A 15168-nucleotide genomic window follows, 5' to 3' on the forward strand; every position below is an offset into this window, starting at 1 on the left:
TGTCGACCTGATGCGCTCGCTGCCGCTGGTGCTGGTGATCTTCTGGTTCTATTTCCTGGTGCCCTACATCGGGCAATGGCTGACCGGATCGTCGCGGCCGGTTCGCGTCGGCGCGTTCACCTCCTCGCTGGTCACTTTCATCCTGTTCGAGGCGGCGTATTTCTCCGAGATCATGCGTGCGGGCATCCAGTCGATCTCGAAGGGCCAGCCGGCCGCGGCCCAGGCGCTTGGCCTGACCTACAGCCAGACCATGCGCTATGTCGTGCTGCCGCAGGCCTTCCGGAACATGCTGCCGGTGCTCTTGACCCAGACCATCGTGCTGTTCCAGGACACCTCGCTGGTCTACGTGCTGTCGATCCCGGATTTTCTCGGCACCGCCAGCAAGGTCGCACAACGCGACGGCCGGCTGGTCGAAATGTATCTGTTCGCGGCCGTGGTTTATTTCGTCATGTCAAGTGCCGCGTCGTTCGGCGTCAGGCGCCTGCAGACCCGCATCGCCTACGTGCATTAGCGAGACCTTGATGATCAGGATCAGCCACGTCGACAAATATTACGGGCCCGGCTTCCAGGCGCTGAGGGATTGCACCACCACCATCGCCAAGGGCGAGGTGGTAGTGGTGTGCGGTCCCTCAGGGTCGGGAAAATCGACACTGATAAAATGCGTCAATGGGCTGGAGCCGTTCCAGGGCGGCGAGATCATTCTCGACGGCATCAAAGTCAACGATCCCAGGACCAACCTGCCGAAACTGCGCGCCCGCGTCGGCATGGTGTTCCAGCATTTCGAGCTGTTTCCGCATCTGAGGATCATCGACAATCTGTGCCTGGCGCAGGAGAAGGTGCTGGGCCGATCGCATCGGGAGGCCGTGACAAAGAGCACAAAACTGCTCGACCGGGTCGGCCTCAGGGAACATGCGGCCAAATACCCGGCCGAGTTGTCCGGCGGCCAGCAGCAGCGCGTCGCGATCGCCCGGGCGCTCGCCATGGATCCGATCGCCATGCTGTTCGATGAGCCGACCTCGGCGCTCGATCCCGAAATGATCAGCGAGGTGCTCGATGTCATGGTTGATCTCGCGCGCGAGGGCATGACGATGATGGTGGTGACCCACGAAATGGGTTTTGCCAGCAAGGTCGCGCGCCGCGTCATCTTCATGGACAAGGGCGAAATCGTCGAGGACGCGCTCAAGACCGATTTCTTCGGCAGTCCGCGCAGCGACCGTGCGCAGAAGTTTTTGTCGAAGATCCTGTCGCATTGAGGGGCACGGGAGGAAGCCATGTTCACCAGGGGTGACCAGCTCAGCCCAGTCATTGCGAATGACGGTTCAAACAGGACGCCCACAAGGCGCCCCTTGGGGCGACCCTCGTGGTCGCCCTGCTTCGGCGCCCCGCGACTTCATAATTTGCCTATAGTGTGCCGATAAACCGCTTCGCATCCCCCCATAGGAGAACTCGCTTGGACCGGATCGCTTATGTCAACGGGTCGTTCGTGCCGCTGGCCGATGCCAAGATCTCGATACTGGACCGCGGCTTCCTGTTTGCGGACGGCATCTACGAGGTTGCCGCCGTGCTCGACGGCAAACTGGTCGACAATGCCTCGCATCTGGCACGGCTGCAGCGGTCGGTCGGCGAGATCGCGCTTGGTCTGCCCGAAACACCCGCGCGCATCCTTCAGATCCAGAAAGAGCTGATCGGGCGCAACAACCTCGTCAACGGCATGGTCTATCTGGAGGTGACGCGCGGCGCCGACACGGGGCGCGATTTTGCATTCCCGAAAGGCGTAAAACCGACGCTGGTAATGTTCACTTCCGTCAAAGACATCATCAACGCGCCATCGGCCAAAACCGGCATCGCTGTGATCACCGTGCCCGATATCCGCTGGGTCCGCCGCGACATCAAGAGCGTGGCGCTGCTGGCGCAGGTACTGGCAAAGCAGGCCGCCGCGGCAGCCGGCGCCAGCGAGGCCTGGATGATCGAGGATGGCATGGTCACTGAGGGCGGCTCGTCCTCCGCCTTCATCCTCACGCAAGACGACGTGCTGGTGACGCGGCACAACTCATCGGCGATTCTACCGGGCTGCACCCGCAAGGCGGTAGTCGCGCTCGCGGAAGAGCGTCAGCTGCGCGTCGAGCAGCGGCCGTTCACGGTTGCGGAGGCGCTGGCGGCCAAGGAGGCCTTCATCACCAGCGCCACCGTGTTCGTGCAGGCGGTGGTCTCGATCGACGGCAAGACCGTCGCCAACGGCAAACCGGGGGCGATGACCGACCGCCTGCGCGAGATCTATGTCGACTTCGCCCGCGCCACCGCGGTGTGAATGCAGCCGCGGCGGTTGCGTGATGCCCTCAGGTTGGCGGTTTGTCGGTGCCCGGATGTGGGGGAAGTGGCCGAAGCCGCAACCACCCGAGAGAGACCTTGCGGTCGCCGCGGCCGAACCTGCACAGGCCTGCAGCACCTCAAACACCTCAAGGCCTGCCGGGAATTTGAACCGAGCTGGCTAACGCCAGCGCCAATCACTTTTTTTGCTGCTTCGTATAGACATCGAGGGCGAACGCGATACGCTTGACATCCAAGGTTGATCGAAGGCACCCCTGGCTTGGCAAGGGCGCGATCGACCCAATCGGCAAGGATGCCTTGCACGGAACTGAACTGGATCGGGCGAACCCAAAGTATCAAGATCCAAGGTATCAAGAAGCTATAAAGTATCAAGAAATGACAACAGGGAGAGAAATATGAATAGACTTTTGCTGGCAGGAACCGCGGCGGTTCTCGTCTTGGCTGGGACCAACGGCTCATTCGCGGCGGACAAGAAGACGCTCGCGTTTGTGGTCAACGGCGCCTCCGACTTTTGGAAAGCCGCGGAAGCGGGCGTGAAGAAGGCCCAGGGCGAACTTCCGAACTACAATCTTGTTTTCAAATATCCCGAGCAGGCTTCGGCGGCGATCCAAATCAGGCTGATGGACGACCTCGTCGCGGCCGGCGTGGCCGGCATCATGGTGAGCTCAGCCGACCCCAAGACCTCGAGCGACGCCCTCAATCGCATCGGAGGCCAGGTTGCCCTGTTCACAACCGACAGCGATGCGCCCGAAACCAAACGGGTGGCCTACATCGGGTCCAGCAACACCGATGCCGGCAAGCAGGCCGGCGAATTGGTATTGAAAGCGCTTCCCAACGGCGGCAAGTGCATGGGCTTCGTCGGATTACTCGGCGCCGACAACGCAAAGGAACGTATCCAGGGCGTCAGGGATACGATCAAGGGATCCAAGGTCACGCTGGTGGACGTTCGCGGCGACGACATCGACCAAACCCGCGCCAAGCGCAATGTCGAGGATACGCTCACGGCCAATCCCGATATCAACTGCATGATCGGCTTTTATTCCTACAACACGCCGAGAATCTATGAGGCGCTCAAGGACGCCGACAAACTCAAGCAAATCACGGTTATCGGGTTCGACGAAGACCCGATTACGCTGGGCGGCGTCAAGGAAGGAACCATTGTCGGCACCGTTGTGCAGCAGCCTTACGAATGGGGCTACCAGGGCATGAAGGACATGGCCAAATACCTGGAAGGCGACAAATCGTTCATCCCGGCCAACAAGTTGATCATCATACCGACCAAGATCATCGACAAGTCCAACGTCGATGCCTTCTGGGCCGAGCTCAAGCAACGTCAAGGCAAGTCGTAATACGACCGTGCGACCGCCGGCGCATGCGCCGGCGGTCGTTAGCGGGAATGCCGCGTCGGAGGTTTCATGCCGGCGATGTCAGGCAGGCGTCGTACAGCGTTCCCGAGGTTCGCATCATATGGAAGCTTGCGGTGTTGCGCTCCCTCTCCCGCGAAGTGCGGGAGAGGGAGCCAGAGAGCAACGCTAGTGGCCGGAAACAACTGGTTTCACGGAATCCGTCGCCTGGTGGCGCCGCGATCCACCGCCGCAGAGAAGCGATGAGGCATGCCAGAATCCATTCTTGAACTGATTGACATCTGCAAGTCTTATCCAGGCGTCCAAGCCCTTTCCCATGTCAACCTCGCCGTCGCCTCAGGCGAGGTCGTCGGGCTGATCGGGGAGAACGGGGCCGGTAAAAGCACCTTGATGCGGATCCTTGGCGGCGTCACGGCGCCAAGTTCCGGAGTCATCAGGCTACGGGGTGAGCGGAAAGACAATCTCACGGTCTCGGAAGCGATCCGCAGCGGCATTGCCTTCGTTCATCAGGAGTTGAACCTGTTCGACAACCTCGATGTGGCGGCCAATGTGTTCTTTGGCCGCGAGCCGCGGTCATTCGGACTGCTGCAACTGATCGACACCGCCGCCATCCGGTCACGCACCCAGCCGCTGCTCGACCGGCTCGGCGCCGACTTCAAGCCCGACACGAAGGTCTCCGATCTCTCGCTTGCCCAGCGCCAGCTGGTCGAAATCGCCAAGGCGCTCTCGCTGGGTGCGGAGATCGTGATCATGGACGAGCCCACCTCGAGCCTCACCTTGACCGAGACCAACCGTCTGCTCGAGGTCGTTGCCGAACTGAAGGCTGGCGGTGTCAGCGTCATCTTCATCACCCACCGGCTCCATGAAATCGAGCAATGCGCGGACCGCGTTGTTGCGCTTCGGGATGGTGCGGTGGTCGGGATGCTGCAAAAGGCCGATATCGACCACGACCGCATGATACGTCTCATGATCGGCCGCGACCTGAAGGCGCTCTACAGCTTCCCCAAGGATGCACCGGGAGAGGAAATCCTGCTCCTCAAAGGCATTCGCACGACAACCTACCCGGATCGCCCGGTCAATTTTTCGCTGCGGCGTGGCGAGATCGTTGGCCTGGCAGGACTGGTCGGTTCTGGACGGACCGAGCTCGCGCGCACCGTGTTCGGGATCGACCGGCCGATCGATGGGACGATCGAGGCCGCAGGTCATCCATTGACCATCAAATCGCCCCGCGATGCGATCGCGCACGGCATTTACCTGATCCCGGAGGACCGCAAGCGCGCGGGGTTGATTCTGGAGGACGACATCACGAACAATATTTCGTTGCCGAACCTGGAGCATTTTGCCATTGCATACCTCGTGGATCATGGTCGCGAGGAAACAACGGCAAAACAGCAAACCAAGCGGCTCAACATCAGAACCCCCTCGGTGTCGAGCGTGACGGCAACCCTGTCTGGCGGCAACCAGCAAAAGGTCGTGCTTGCCAAATGGCTGGCGATGTCGCCAAACGTGATGCTGTTCGACGAGCCAACGCGGGGCATCGATGTTGGAGCCAAGAGCGAAATCTACAGCCTGATACGCGCCCTTTCCGATGCGGGGGTAGCCGTGCTGATGATTTCCAGCGACATGGAAGAGGTCATCGGTGTCAGCGATCGCATCCTCGTCATGCATGAGGGCCAAATCAGCGGCGAGCTCAGCCGCGATCAATTCAGCGAGCACAACGTGATGCAGCTCGCCGTCGGCAAGGCAATGAATTCGGATCAACCATGCTGAAAAAAGATCTCGGCCTTCTCGTTCTGATCCTGGTTGTCGGCGCCATCGTCGCGCTGATCAACCCGCGCTTTCTTTCTCCCGTCAATATGGCCAACACTGCCAATCTGATCGGCCTTTTCGGACTGTTCTCGCTTGGTGAAGGTCTCGTCATCATTACCGGAGGCATCGACCTGTCGATCGGATCGGTTTTCGCGCTGCTCGGTGTGATCTTTGTCGACCTTCTGGTCACCTACGAACTGCCCTGGCCGCTGGCGTTCCTGATCATCCTGGTCATGGGGACATTGATCGGATGGATCAACGGGTTCCTGATCACCAGGATGCGGTTGCAACCGTTCGTGGTGACGCTCTGTGGCCTCTTGCTTTATCGCGGCATCGCTCGCTACTACACCAACGACGGAACCGCGGGCTTTGCCTTCGGCCAGAGCTTTCCGACGCTGGAATGGCTTACCACCGGGCGCAGTTATGGCGTGCCCCATAGTTTCATGGCCTTCGTCATCATCGCACTCGCCATGGCGGTGCTGCTGCATCGTTCGGTGTTTGGCCGATATCTGTTCGCGGTCGGACGCAATGAAGAAGCCGCACGCTATTCCGGCATCCGGACCGGTCGCGTGGTGGCCGCGGCCTATGTCATTTGTGGCGCGTTGGCAGGTCTGTCCTCGGTGTTTCTCACCATGTACACGCGCTCGATCTCGCCGGCCTCGCACGGTAATTTCTACGAGCTATATGGGATTGCCGCGGCGGTGCTCGGCGGGTGCTCGCTTCGGGGCGGTGAAGGAACGATCGTCGGCATCGTTCTTGGCGCCATTCTGCTGCAGATTTTGCAAAACCTGGTGAACCTGCTGGGAATACCGAGCTCGCTGAATTTCGCTGTCATGGGGGCGGTCATCCTGATCGGCGTGCTGGCCGACCAGCAATTCAAGGAATACCGCGAGCGCAGGGTTGCGGGTCGCGAAAACGAGGGGGCCGGTGCCAAGGCCCCCTCTCTGCTGGCGAAGTAGCGAGTAGCCCGCGTAGCGCAGCGATATGCGGGGATTGCGGGAATGGGGTAAGATCCCGGATGTCGCTTTGATCGTCCGGTCTGCCCGCTCACGGCTTCAGGATCAGCTTCTGGATCCGCCAGTTCAAGAGTTCGGCCACATAGAGCACGTTCTCCGACGGACAGGCCATGGCGTGGATCCAGCCGAACTGTTTCAACTGCTTGCCGGATTGGCCGAGCACGCCGAGCACCTTGCCATCAAGGCTGAGCTTGTAGATGCGGCCCGGCCAGGCGTCCGAGCTGTACAGCACCTGATGCGGCGGCGGCGTGATGCAGATCGCCCAGGGCGAGCCCGGCGCAAAGGTGCCGCCGGCCATCACGGCCTCGTCGGGGATCTTGCCGATCGCAGGTCTGGCGTCCGGCGGCACCGGCACGTCGATGACGAACTGGCGAAGGAATTTACCCTCGCCGTCGAACACCTGGATGCGGTGGTTGCCGCGATCGGCGACGTAGACATTGCCCTGCGCGTCGGTCGCGATCGAGTGCGGGGTGTTGAACTGGCCGGGTTCCTTGCCGCGTTCACCCCATGACTTCAGCCAGTTGCCGTCCTTGTCCACCTTGGCGACGCGCGAATTGATGTAGCCGTCGCTGATGTAGGTATTGCCGGCCTTGTCCCAGGCCACGTCGGTGACCTGACGAAAGCGGCCATCGTCGGCCGGCAACGGCGGCTTCGGGTGCTTCAAAGGCCCGGTCTCTTCATCCGCTGCCTCCTGCTTGCGGCCGAACACCATGACGACGCGGCCCTCGGGATCGAACTTGATCACCATGTCGGAGCCCTTGTCGGTGACCCAGATGTTGTCGGCAGGATCGATCTTGACCGTGTGCGCAAATGACCAGGCATAGAGATTCTTGCCGATTTCGCGGACGAAGGCGCCCTTCGCATCGAATTCCAGGAGTTGCGTCGCCGCCGCGCCATAAGCCGGTCCCGAGGTGTTGCCGCGCGACAGCACGAAAACATGCCCCTTGGAATTGACCGAGACGCCCGATGCTTCGCCGAAATACATGTTGGGCGGCAGCCGCAGCAGATTGGGCACCGAGGCGAAGTCGATCGAGGGTACTGCCGGCTGCGCCAGCGCCGGAACTCCGGCCAAAAGCAATAGTCCGATCAGCCAGTTCCTCATGATTTTCTCCCTGAAAGGGCTCGTGGTGCCGTTTGCGTTTGCCGCGGATGCTAGTCCAGGCCGCGACGCGGCGTCCATCCCCGCGCGCGCGGTCTTCACCGTCATCGGGCGGCGCCCGGGCACGGGCGTGGAAGAGCGGCGGCATGAGTTGCCGCGGAACGCGGGTAGCGGAATCAAACGCGAATGACGGCGATTGCGGTGCGGCATCGATCTGGGGTTTGCGACCACGTGGAATTTCAGGAATACTTAGCCAACGTCGGTGTCACAGAGCAATGTGCGCAGCCTTTCGAGCCACTGTGCCGTCGCAGCACCGAGAAAGACCATCTAGGGGAATGACCCACCGACCCAATAACGAGAAATAGACGTCAATTCGAAACCCAGGGGAGAAGTCCAATGTCCGAGACAATACAGCGCACGCTGGCAGCCTTGAGCCTTGCCATGGTCTGCATCGCCGCGCCGGCATCGGCGCAGGAGACCGTCCGCATCCGCGGCACTATCCAGAGCGTCGAAGGTCCTGTCTACGTCGTCAAGAACCGTGACGGCGCGGAAGTCAAGCTGACGCTCGCCGATAATCCGAAGGTTGTCGCGACCGTTCCGGCCGTGATGGCCGATATCAAGCCGGGCCTGTTCATCGGCTCCGCCGGAACGATGCAGCCCGACGGCACCCAGAAAGCCAGCGAGGTACACATCTTTCCGGAATCGATGCGCGGGGCGGGAGAAGGCCATTACGACTGGGATCTCGCGCCGCAAAACAAGATGACCAACGCCAATATCGAGCAGTCTGTCACCGGGGTCGACGGTCAGATGCTGTCGGTCAAATACAAGGGGGGCGAAAAGAAGCTGCTGGTGACCCCTGAAACCACGGTCGTTACCTTTGTCAACGGTGACGGCAACGACCTCAAGCCGGGGACCAAGATTTTTGTACCTGGCGGGAAAAAGCAGCCTGACGGAGCCGTGCAAACTCCGATCATCATTTACGGCAAGGATGGGCTGACGCCGCCGATGTGAATCGGCGCTTGCTGACGAGCCTGCATGAAGCAGCAAGCTTCAGAACCGTTCGCAGGGGTTGCAGGGAATGTTGCCAACCAGGGGAGGTCAGAATGTCCGGCATGATACAGCGCAGCCTTGCTGCCTTGAGCTTCGCACTGGTCTGCGCCGCGTGGCCCGCATCGGCGCAGGAAACCGTCCGCATCCGCGGCACCGTCGAACGTATCGAAGGCCCGGTTTACGTGGTCAAGAACCGCGACGGCGCGGAGCTCAAGCTGACGGTTACCGACAATCCGCTGTTTGTCGCGATCGTGAAGTCGACGATGGCCGACATCAAGCCAGGCCTGTTCGTTGGTTCAACGGGAGTGATGCAACCCGACGGCAGCCAAAAGGCCATCGAGGTGCATATCTTCCCGGAATCGATGCGCGGCACCGGCGAAGGCCATTATGACTGGGATCTGAAGCCACAGACCAAGATGACCAACGCCAATGTCGAGCAGACCGTTGCCGGGGTCGAGGGGCAGATCCTGTCGGTCAAATACAAGGATGGCGAGAAGAAACTGCTGGTGACTCCGGAGACGGCGGTTGTCACTTATGTCATAGGGATCAAGGATGAGATAAAGCCCGGTACCAAGGTCTTCGTCGCCGCCGCGAAAAAGCAGCCAGACGGGACCTTGCTAACTCCGCGCATCACGTACGGCAAGGATGGCTTGACGCCGCCGATGTAAATGCGGCGTTATCGACAGACTTGCCACACATAACTTCAATGGGGAGGAAGAGAGTATGCGTTTAATCGCTTCCATGGCCATGGCGGCTTGCGCCATGGCGGTCATGAGTTCGTCAACCCTGGCTCAGACGGCAGCGCCGGCGGCGCCGCCGGCGCAACCTCCGGCGGGCGGTACGCCCGACGTTATGCCCTTCGATATTCCCTATGGCCTTTCGATCGGGCTCGAGCGCGCCAAGCAGGTGCTGTCCGCGGCCGAAACTGAGGCCAAAAAGCGAAACTGGAAGATGAACATCGCCGTGGTCGATACCAACGGCGAACTGGTGCATTTCGCGCGGATGGAGGGCGCACAGATCGCCTCCGGTCCGATTGCGATCGGCAAGGCCCGCACCGCGGCGCGCTTTCGCCGGGAATCGCGGGTGTTCTACAACCAGTTTGAAACCGGCCATGGCTATGTCAGCACGCTCGATCCCACGCTGGTGGCGAGTCCCGGCGGATTTCCGCTGGTCGAAGGCGGCAAGCTGATCGGCGCGGTCGGTTGCAGCGGTGGCACCGGCGATCAGGACGCCGCCATTTGCAAGGTCGGCGCGGAGGTCGTGAAATAGCACGGCGCCTTTCCGCCCCGGCGGCTGCGCGGCGCCTTAATTTCTGTCGGCGCAACGACGTGATAGGGTCGCGGCGCCGGGGCCATACCCGATCACGCGCTCGGAAATCGCATCGCAGCAACGATAAAACTGCTTGTCGATGCCGCCATTTAATCCTTAAATCAATGAAAAGCCGGCCCGCGGCGCTGGCCTAAGCGTTGGAGTCCGCCGATGTGGATACTGTTGCTGGTGCCTTTTATCGGCCTGTTGTGGGTGCCGTTCTACAACTTCCAGGAACCGGCGCTGTTCGGATTTCCGTTTTTCTATTGGTATCAATTGGCATGGGTGCCGATCAGTTCACTGCTGATCTGGCTGGTCTATCGGCGACGCGCGCGCGGTGAGAGTCCTTAGGTAATTGCAGGAAGACTGGAAACCTGTGTCATGGCTGATCAGATCGACTGGGTTGCGCTTTCGGTTTTTATCTTCTTCTTCATCCTCGTCACCGTGATGGGATTTCTGGCCGCGCGCTGGAAATCGGGTCCGGTCAGCGAGCATATCGACGAATGGGGGCTGGGCGGACGGCAATTCGGCACATGGATCACCTGGTTTCTGCTCGGCGGCGATTTCTATACCGCCTACACCGTGATCGCGGTGCCGGCGCTGGTCTATGCGGTGGGCGCCTACGGCTTTTTTGCGCTGCCCTACACCATCATCGTCTTTCCCTTCGTATTCGCGGTGATGCCGCTGTTGTGGAAGAAGGCGCACGCCAACGGCTACGTCACTGCGGCCGACGTGGTCCATGGCACCTACCAGTCGCGCGCCCTTGAACTCGCGGTCGCGATGACCGGCATGGTCGCGACCATGCCCTATATTGCCCTGCAACTGATCGGCATGGGGGTGACGATCAAGGCGATCGGCCTGAGCGGCGATCTGCCGATCGTTGCCGCTTTCATCATCCTGGCGCTCTATACTTACAGTTCCGGCCTGCGCGCCCCGGCGCTGATCGCCTTCGTCAAGGACATCATGATCTACATCGTGGTGCTGGTGGCAGTGGTGGTGGTGCCGGTGAAACTGGGCGGATATGGCGTGGTATTCGCAGCCGCCAACGATGCCTTCGCGGCCAAGGGGGGCGCCACGGGCCTCACTCTCAAGCCGGCTCAGATGCTGCCCTATGCCACGCTGGCGCTCGGTTCGGCGCTGGCTGCATTCATGTATCCGCATACGCTGACCGGCGTGTTTGCGTCGAATTCGGCCGATACCATCCGCAAGAACGCGATCCTGTTGCCGGCCTACACGCTGCTCTTGGGCCTGATCGCGCTGCTCGGCTACATGGCCTATGCCGCCCACATCAAGGTGGCCTCGCCGAACGATGTGGTGCCTGAGCTGTTCAAGGCGGTGTTCCCGGCATGGTTCGCGGGCTTTGCCTTCTCGGCGATCGCCATCGGCGCGCTGGTGCCGGCCGCGGTGATGAGCATCGGCGCGGCCAATCTGTTCACCCGCAACGTCTGGAAAGCCTATATCGATCCCGGCATCAGCCACGCCGGCGAGGCCACTGTTGCCAAGCTCACGTCGCTGGTGGTCAAGCTGGGCGCGCTCGCCTTCACGCTGCTGCTGCCGGTGCAATATGCGCTCGACCTGCAATTGCTCGGCGGCTTGTGGATCCTGCAGACCTTTCCGACGCTGGTATTCGGATTGTTCACGCGCTGGTTCCGCGTCGAAGGCCTGCTGCTCGGCTGGGCCGCGGGCATCCTCTGGGGATCATGGACGGCCTGGAGCAACGGACTGAAGCCGCTCGCGACCATCGACCTCGGCGGCGTCAGCACTTCCTTCTATGTCGGGCTCGGCGCGCTGATCCTCAACGTCGCCGTGGCGGCCATCGCGACCGTGGTTGTCGCCTGGCTGTCGCCCGAACGACACCCAAGCGCCGTGGCCCGATCCTGAGTTACCCACCGGCGTGGCCTACCCACTGGGCATGAGAGGTTGGTCCATCCGCGGTGAATTTCAGCCAGCGCATGGCTTAATCCCTTTTATTATTCCGCCGCTACACCCGGCTGATTTTTCCATGCGCCGGCGGCCGGCCGCTTCAGGCCGAGATTATCGCGCAGGGTCTTGCCGGCATAATCGCGGCGAAACAAGTCGCGCCGCTGCAGCTCCGGAATGACGTGGCGGACGAAATCGGCGTAGGAGCCGGGCACATAGGTTGCTGCGATCACAAACCCGTCGCAGCCGCGGCCTTCGAACATCTCCGCGAGCTGGTCCGCGATCTCCTTTGGTCCGCCGACGATCGCATCCGCCGTCTGGCCGCGGCCGCTGAAGGTGACAAAATCGCGCGCGCTCGGGTTGGTCTTGCCCGAGATCCTGAGCACGCCGTCGCGGATTCCGAGGATACCCTGCATGCCCTGCAGCTCTTCCGTGGTCAGCGGCTCATCGATACCCTTGGTGGCAAAATCGTAGTTCAGTCCCTCCGACAACAGCGACAGCGCGTCGATTTCCAGCGGCAGCTTCTCGATCAGCGCCATCTTGTCCTCGGCCTCTGTCCTGGTCGCGCCGCACACGGGCGTGGTCAGATTGCACAGGAAGATCTGATCCGGGTCGCGGCCCGCTTTGGCGGCCTCGGTACGGATCGCCTCATAGCCCTGTCTGGCGCCGGCCAGGTTGCGCGCCGCCGTGAAGATGACTTCGCCCCAGCGGCCGGCAAAGCGCTGGCCACGGCCGCTTGCGCCGGCCTGGATGATGACGGGATGGCCCTGCGGCGAACGCGGCACCGTGAATGGTCCGCGCGACTTGAAGAAGGGGCCGTGGTGATCGAGACGTTTCACCTTGGCGGGATCGGCGAAGCGACCGCTGTTCTTGTCGATCAAGAGCGATCCCTCTTGCCAGGAATCCCAATGGCCGAGCACGACTTCCATGAACTCGTCGGCGCGGTCGTAGCGGAAATCATGATCGAGATGGGCGTTCTTGCCCATATTATGCGCTTCGCCGTCGTTGACGGATGTGACCACGTTCCAGGCGGCGCGGCCGCCGGTCATCAGGTCCAGGGTGGCGAACCGGCGGGCGACGTCGAACGGCTCGTAATAGGTGGTCGAGCAGGTCGATGCCAGGCCGATCCTGTCGGTGGCCATGCCCATGGCGGTGAGCACGATGACCGGGTCCATCTTGACGCAGCGGATGCCATATTCGACGGTATGGGCGTGGTCATTGCCGTAACGGTCCGGCATCGCCAGCCGGTCGTCGAAAAAGGCCATGTGGAATTTGCCGGATTCGAGAATCCGGCCGATCTCCTGATAGTAATCCGCCGACATCGAATCATCGCGCGATTCTGGATGGCGCCACGAACTCGGCAAATTGGTGCAGTTCTGCGCCTGCAGGAATCCGACCATCACCATCTGCCGTGTCATGCGGGCCTCCCGCTCGCTCTTGGTTTCACGCCAGACCGAGCCAGCCGGTTGGGATGGTCCTGGCCTTCTCGATCGTCAACGCCATCGCCTTGGCGTTGACGTGAAAGCCAAAACCCCAGTGGCCATCGATCACGGTTGTTGTCGGGCTTTCCTGCACGATGGTCCATGGTGCGCCGGGAACAATATACCCGACCTTAATACGATCGATATAGGCCGGGATCGCGATGATCCCGTGCGAATCATGGCCGGCAAGGTTGGCATTGACGCAACCTGTCGCCACGGCACCGGCTTCCTCCTCCGACGCCCCGGCCGCCCCGAGCCGATGCGCGTGAGACGGTCGGCCTGCACCATCGGCATGGCAGCTTCCTCGCATCGCGGCCCGCGCCAATGGCTGGTCTTGGTTCTTGGCTCATGGTCTCAAAGCAGAGGCCGCAGAGCAAGTGGCAAGATAGTGTATCCGCCGGCGCAGCCGACCGGTGCGCTGCCCGTCAGGCTTCCCATTCCTCGGGCTGCGCCGATGTGCACGGCTATTCTCGCCTCATGGCAGCAGACGAAGCGGGAACGCTGGGGACGCTGCGCCGCTATCGCACCGCCATTGCAGGATTGGTGGAGCGCCATGACGGGCGGATCGTGAATACTTGGGGCGATGCCGTGATCGCCGAGTTCGCAAGCGTTGTCGAGGCCGTGCAGTGCGCGGTCGAGATTCAGCAGGAAATTTCCAGTCGGAATTCGGACCCGCTTCAGGCGCACCAGATGCGGTTTCGCATCGGCGTCAATCTAGGAGATGTGATGGTGGGCGGTTCCGACATCTTTGGCGACGGGGTCAACATCGCGGCGCGGCTGCAATAACTCGCCGAGCCCGGTGGCGTCGTGGTCTCCGCCTCCGTCTACGATCAGGTGCACAACAAACTATCTCTTGGCTTTGACTGTCTCGGCCAGCAACAGAACGTTGCTCCCGTAACCAGCTATCGAGTGACCATGGGCGGCCGAGCCGTCGGGCGACATGGCTTCCCCATTGACGAAAGCTCTACTCCCCAAGCTGGGGCAGTTGCAGCCTCGGAAGCTGGCGCTCAACGGATTCGCGACCGATACGCGCCATCCACATCGATGAGCTCCATCTCGGATCGGTAGCGAACCTGCCTCGCCCCATTGCAGCGATACTCACAGTTTCGGGCTTTCTGATTCTGATCAATGTTTTCACCGGTCTGCACACCATCTGGTTTCATTGGCCAGTCGCAGCATTGCTCTTCGTTGGCATCCTGCGAACAGTGCTCGGGCACAGACCTGCTGCGGACAGAAATGAGCCGCCGAAGGCGCCGGGACTGAGCGGCCCGGCCGTTGCAGACGCTTTCTTGGTGCCGCCCCCACGGCTCTCTCGGTCAGCCTCCCGTCTCGCGCATCCGACGCGACGCCTGCAGGCCGTCGCCGCGTCCGTTGGCGGGACCGGAGACGTAGTTTGACACGGCTTCGCGCAACTTCTCGATGGTTCGCACCGTGACGTCGGTCTGCAGAAATGCCATGCGGATGCCCGCCTGCTGGAATGCCTCGAGAATGGCAATGCGCAGGTCTGTCCGTACGCTCATGTTCCTGGCGAGGTTGTAGGTGCAGGCATAAAGCTTGAAATTCAGGCTGTCGGCTCCGAACTCTTCGAAATCGACGGACGGCTCCGGCGTCGTCATCACATCGGTATTGTCCTTCGCGACCTTCAGCAGGATGTCTCGGGTCCGTCGCGGGTCGCTGTTGCAGGCCACGTTGACGCCGATGACGACGCGGCCGAAACTGTTGCGATGCGTCCAGTTCTTCACCTTCTCGGTGATGAAATAGGAGTTCGGGACCAGAACATGGGCCCGGTCCGC

At 61.4% G+C, this 15168-nt stretch carries 15 protein-coding genes and 1 pseudogene; 12 read left to right on the forward strand and 4 right to left on the reverse strand.

Features of this window, described 5'->3' with window-relative positions:
- The 6 genes from ABSG20_RS14190 to ABSG20_RS14215 form a co-directional block, all read left to right on the forward strand.
- Positions 1-511, forward strand: a 511-nt coding sequence (locus ABSG20_RS14190) for an amino acid ABC transporter permease (protein WP_423865134.1), incomplete at its 5' end; no start/stop codon positions are given.
- A gap of 10 nt (positions 512-521) precedes the next feature.
- A complete protein-coding gene (locus tag ABSG20_RS14195) occupies positions 522-1253 on the forward strand; it encodes an amino acid ABC transporter ATP-binding protein (RefSeq protein ID WP_423865135.1) in 732 nt (243 codons plus the stop codon).
- A 197-nt stretch (positions 1254-1450) separates the two neighbouring features.
- Positions 1451-2308, forward strand: a complete 858-nt coding sequence (locus ABSG20_RS14200; RefSeq protein WP_423865136.1) for a D-amino-acid transaminase — start codon at positions 1451-1453, stop codon at positions 2306-2308.
- 415 nt (positions 2309-2723) lie between these two features.
- Entirely contained in the window at positions 2724-3677 is a 954-nt protein-coding gene (locus tag ABSG20_RS14205) for a sugar-binding protein (RefSeq protein ID WP_423865137.1), read from the forward strand.
- A 264-nt stretch (positions 3678-3941) separates the two neighbouring features.
- A complete protein-coding gene (locus tag ABSG20_RS14210; protein ID WP_423865138.1) occupies positions 3942-5462 on the forward strand; it encodes a sugar ABC transporter ATP-binding protein in 1521 nt (506 codons plus the stop codon).
- Positions 5456-6460, forward strand: coding sequence for an ABC transporter permease (locus tag ABSG20_RS14215; protein ID WP_423865139.1), 1005 nt, complete (start codon positions 5456-5458; stop codon positions 6458-6460). The genes ABSG20_RS14210 and ABSG20_RS14215 overlap by 7 nt, the downstream gene beginning before the upstream one ends.
- A gap of 88 nt (positions 6461-6548) precedes the next feature.
- Here ABSG20_RS14215 and ABSG20_RS14220 read toward each other — a convergent pair whose 3' ends face one another.
- Complete coding sequence (locus tag ABSG20_RS14220) at positions 6549-7619, reverse strand: peptidyl-alpha-hydroxyglycine alpha-amidating lyase family protein (RefSeq protein WP_423865140.1); 1071 nt, start codon at positions 7617-7619, stop codon at positions 6549-6551.
- Positions 7620-8012: 393 nt separating this feature from the next.
- On the opposite strand from ABSG20_RS14220, the gene ABSG20_RS14225 reads away from it, so the two are divergent.
- The 5 genes from ABSG20_RS14225 to mctP all read left to right on the forward strand — a co-directional run bounded on the left by ABSG20_RS14225 (position 8013) and on the right by mctP (position 11855).
- Positions 8013-8627: a hypothetical protein gene (locus ABSG20_RS14225; protein ID WP_423865141.1), complete on the forward strand. Its 615-nt coding sequence runs from the start codon at positions 8013-8015 to the stop codon at positions 8625-8627.
- Positions 8628-8719: 92 nt separating this feature from the next.
- On the forward strand, positions 8720-9334 hold the full coding sequence (locus ABSG20_RS14230; RefSeq protein ID WP_423865142.1) for a hypothetical protein: 615 nt from the start codon (positions 8720-8722) through the stop codon (positions 9332-9334).
- 55 nt (positions 9335-9389) lie between these two features.
- Positions 9390-9935 (forward strand): GlcG/HbpS family heme-binding protein, encoded by a 546-nt coding sequence (locus tag ABSG20_RS14235; protein ID WP_423865143.1) that lies wholly within the window; start codon positions 9390-9392, stop codon positions 9933-9935.
- 210 nt (positions 9936-10145) lie between these two features.
- Positions 10146-10325 (forward strand): DUF3311 domain-containing protein, encoded by a 180-nt coding sequence (locus ABSG20_RS14240; protein WP_423865144.1) that lies wholly within the window; start codon positions 10146-10148, stop codon positions 10323-10325.
- Positions 10326-10355: 30 nt separating this feature from the next.
- A complete protein-coding gene (mctP, locus tag ABSG20_RS14245; RefSeq protein WP_423865145.1) occupies positions 10356-11855 on the forward strand; it encodes a monocarboxylate uptake permease MctP in 1500 nt (499 codons plus the stop codon).
- A gap of 89 nt (positions 11856-11944) precedes the next feature.
- Here the strand turns inward: mctP and ABSG20_RS14250 are convergent, their stop codons facing one another.
- Positions 11945-13312: an LLM class flavin-dependent oxidoreductase gene (locus tag ABSG20_RS14250; protein ID WP_423865146.1), complete on the reverse strand. Its 1368-nt coding sequence runs from the start codon at positions 13310-13312 to the stop codon at positions 11945-11947.
- Between the two features lie 25 nt (positions 13313-13337).
- Positions 13338-13592, reverse strand: coding sequence for an Ldh family oxidoreductase (locus tag ABSG20_RS14255; protein WP_490338324.1), 255 nt, complete (start codon positions 13590-13592; stop codon positions 13338-13340).
- Between the two features lie 260 nt (positions 13593-13852).
- Here ABSG20_RS14255 and ABSG20_RS14260 point away from each other — a divergent pair.
- A pseudogene (locus ABSG20_RS14260) lies at positions 13853-14607 on the forward strand (adenylate/guanylate cyclase domain-containing protein); the annotation flags it as partial.
- Between the two features lie 84 nt (positions 14608-14691).
- Here ABSG20_RS14260 and ABSG20_RS14265 read toward each other — a convergent pair.
- On the reverse strand, positions 14692-15168 hold a 477-nt coding region (locus ABSG20_RS14265), incomplete at its 5' end, for a mechanosensitive ion channel family protein (RefSeq protein ID WP_423865147.1).

Source organism: Bradyrhizobium sp., assembly GCF_049512235.1.
Taxonomy (GTDB): Bacteria; Pseudomonadota; Alphaproteobacteria; order Rhizobiales; family Xanthobacteraceae; genus Bradyrhizobium.

Coding starts and splice junctions, on each gene's coding strand:
- ABSG20_RS14215 (WP_423865139.1), top strand. CDS start 5,456: ATGCTGAAAAAAGATCTCGGCCTTCTCGTTCTGATCCTGGTTGTCGGC.
- ABSG20_RS14240 (WP_423865144.1), top strand. CDS start 10,146: ATGTGGATACTGTTGCTGGTGCCTTTTATCGGCCTGTTGTGGGTGCCG.
- ABSG20_RS14205 (WP_423865137.1), top strand. CDS start 2,724: ATGAATAGACTTTTGCTGGCAGGAACCGCGGCGGTTCTCGTCTTGGCT.
- ABSG20_RS14250 (WP_423865146.1), bottom strand. CDS start 13,312: ATGACACGGCAGATGGTGATGGTCGGATTCCTGCAGGCGCAGAACTGC.
- mctP (WP_423865145.1), top strand. CDS start 10,356: ATGGCTGATCAGATCGACTGGGTTGCGCTTTCGGTTTTTATCTTCTTC.
- ABSG20_RS14210 (WP_423865138.1), top strand. CDS start 3,942: ATGCCAGAATCCATTCTTGAACTGATTGACATCTGCAAGTCTTATCCA.
- ABSG20_RS14225 (WP_423865141.1), top strand. CDS start 8,013: ATGTCCGAGACAATACAGCGCACGCTGGCAGCCTTGAGCCTTGCCATG.
- ABSG20_RS14230 (WP_423865142.1), top strand. CDS start 8,720: ATGTCCGGCATGATACAGCGCAGCCTTGCTGCCTTGAGCTTCGCACTG.
- ABSG20_RS14235 (WP_423865143.1), top strand. CDS start 9,390: ATGCGTTTAATCGCTTCCATGGCCATGGCGGCTTGCGCCATGGCGGTC.
- ABSG20_RS14195 (WP_423865135.1), top strand. CDS start 522: ATGATCAGGATCAGCCACGTCGACAAATATTACGGGCCCGGCTTCCAG.
- ABSG20_RS14220 (WP_423865140.1), bottom strand. CDS start 7,619: ATGAGGAACTGGCTGATCGGACTATTGCTTTTGGCCGGAGTTCCGGCG.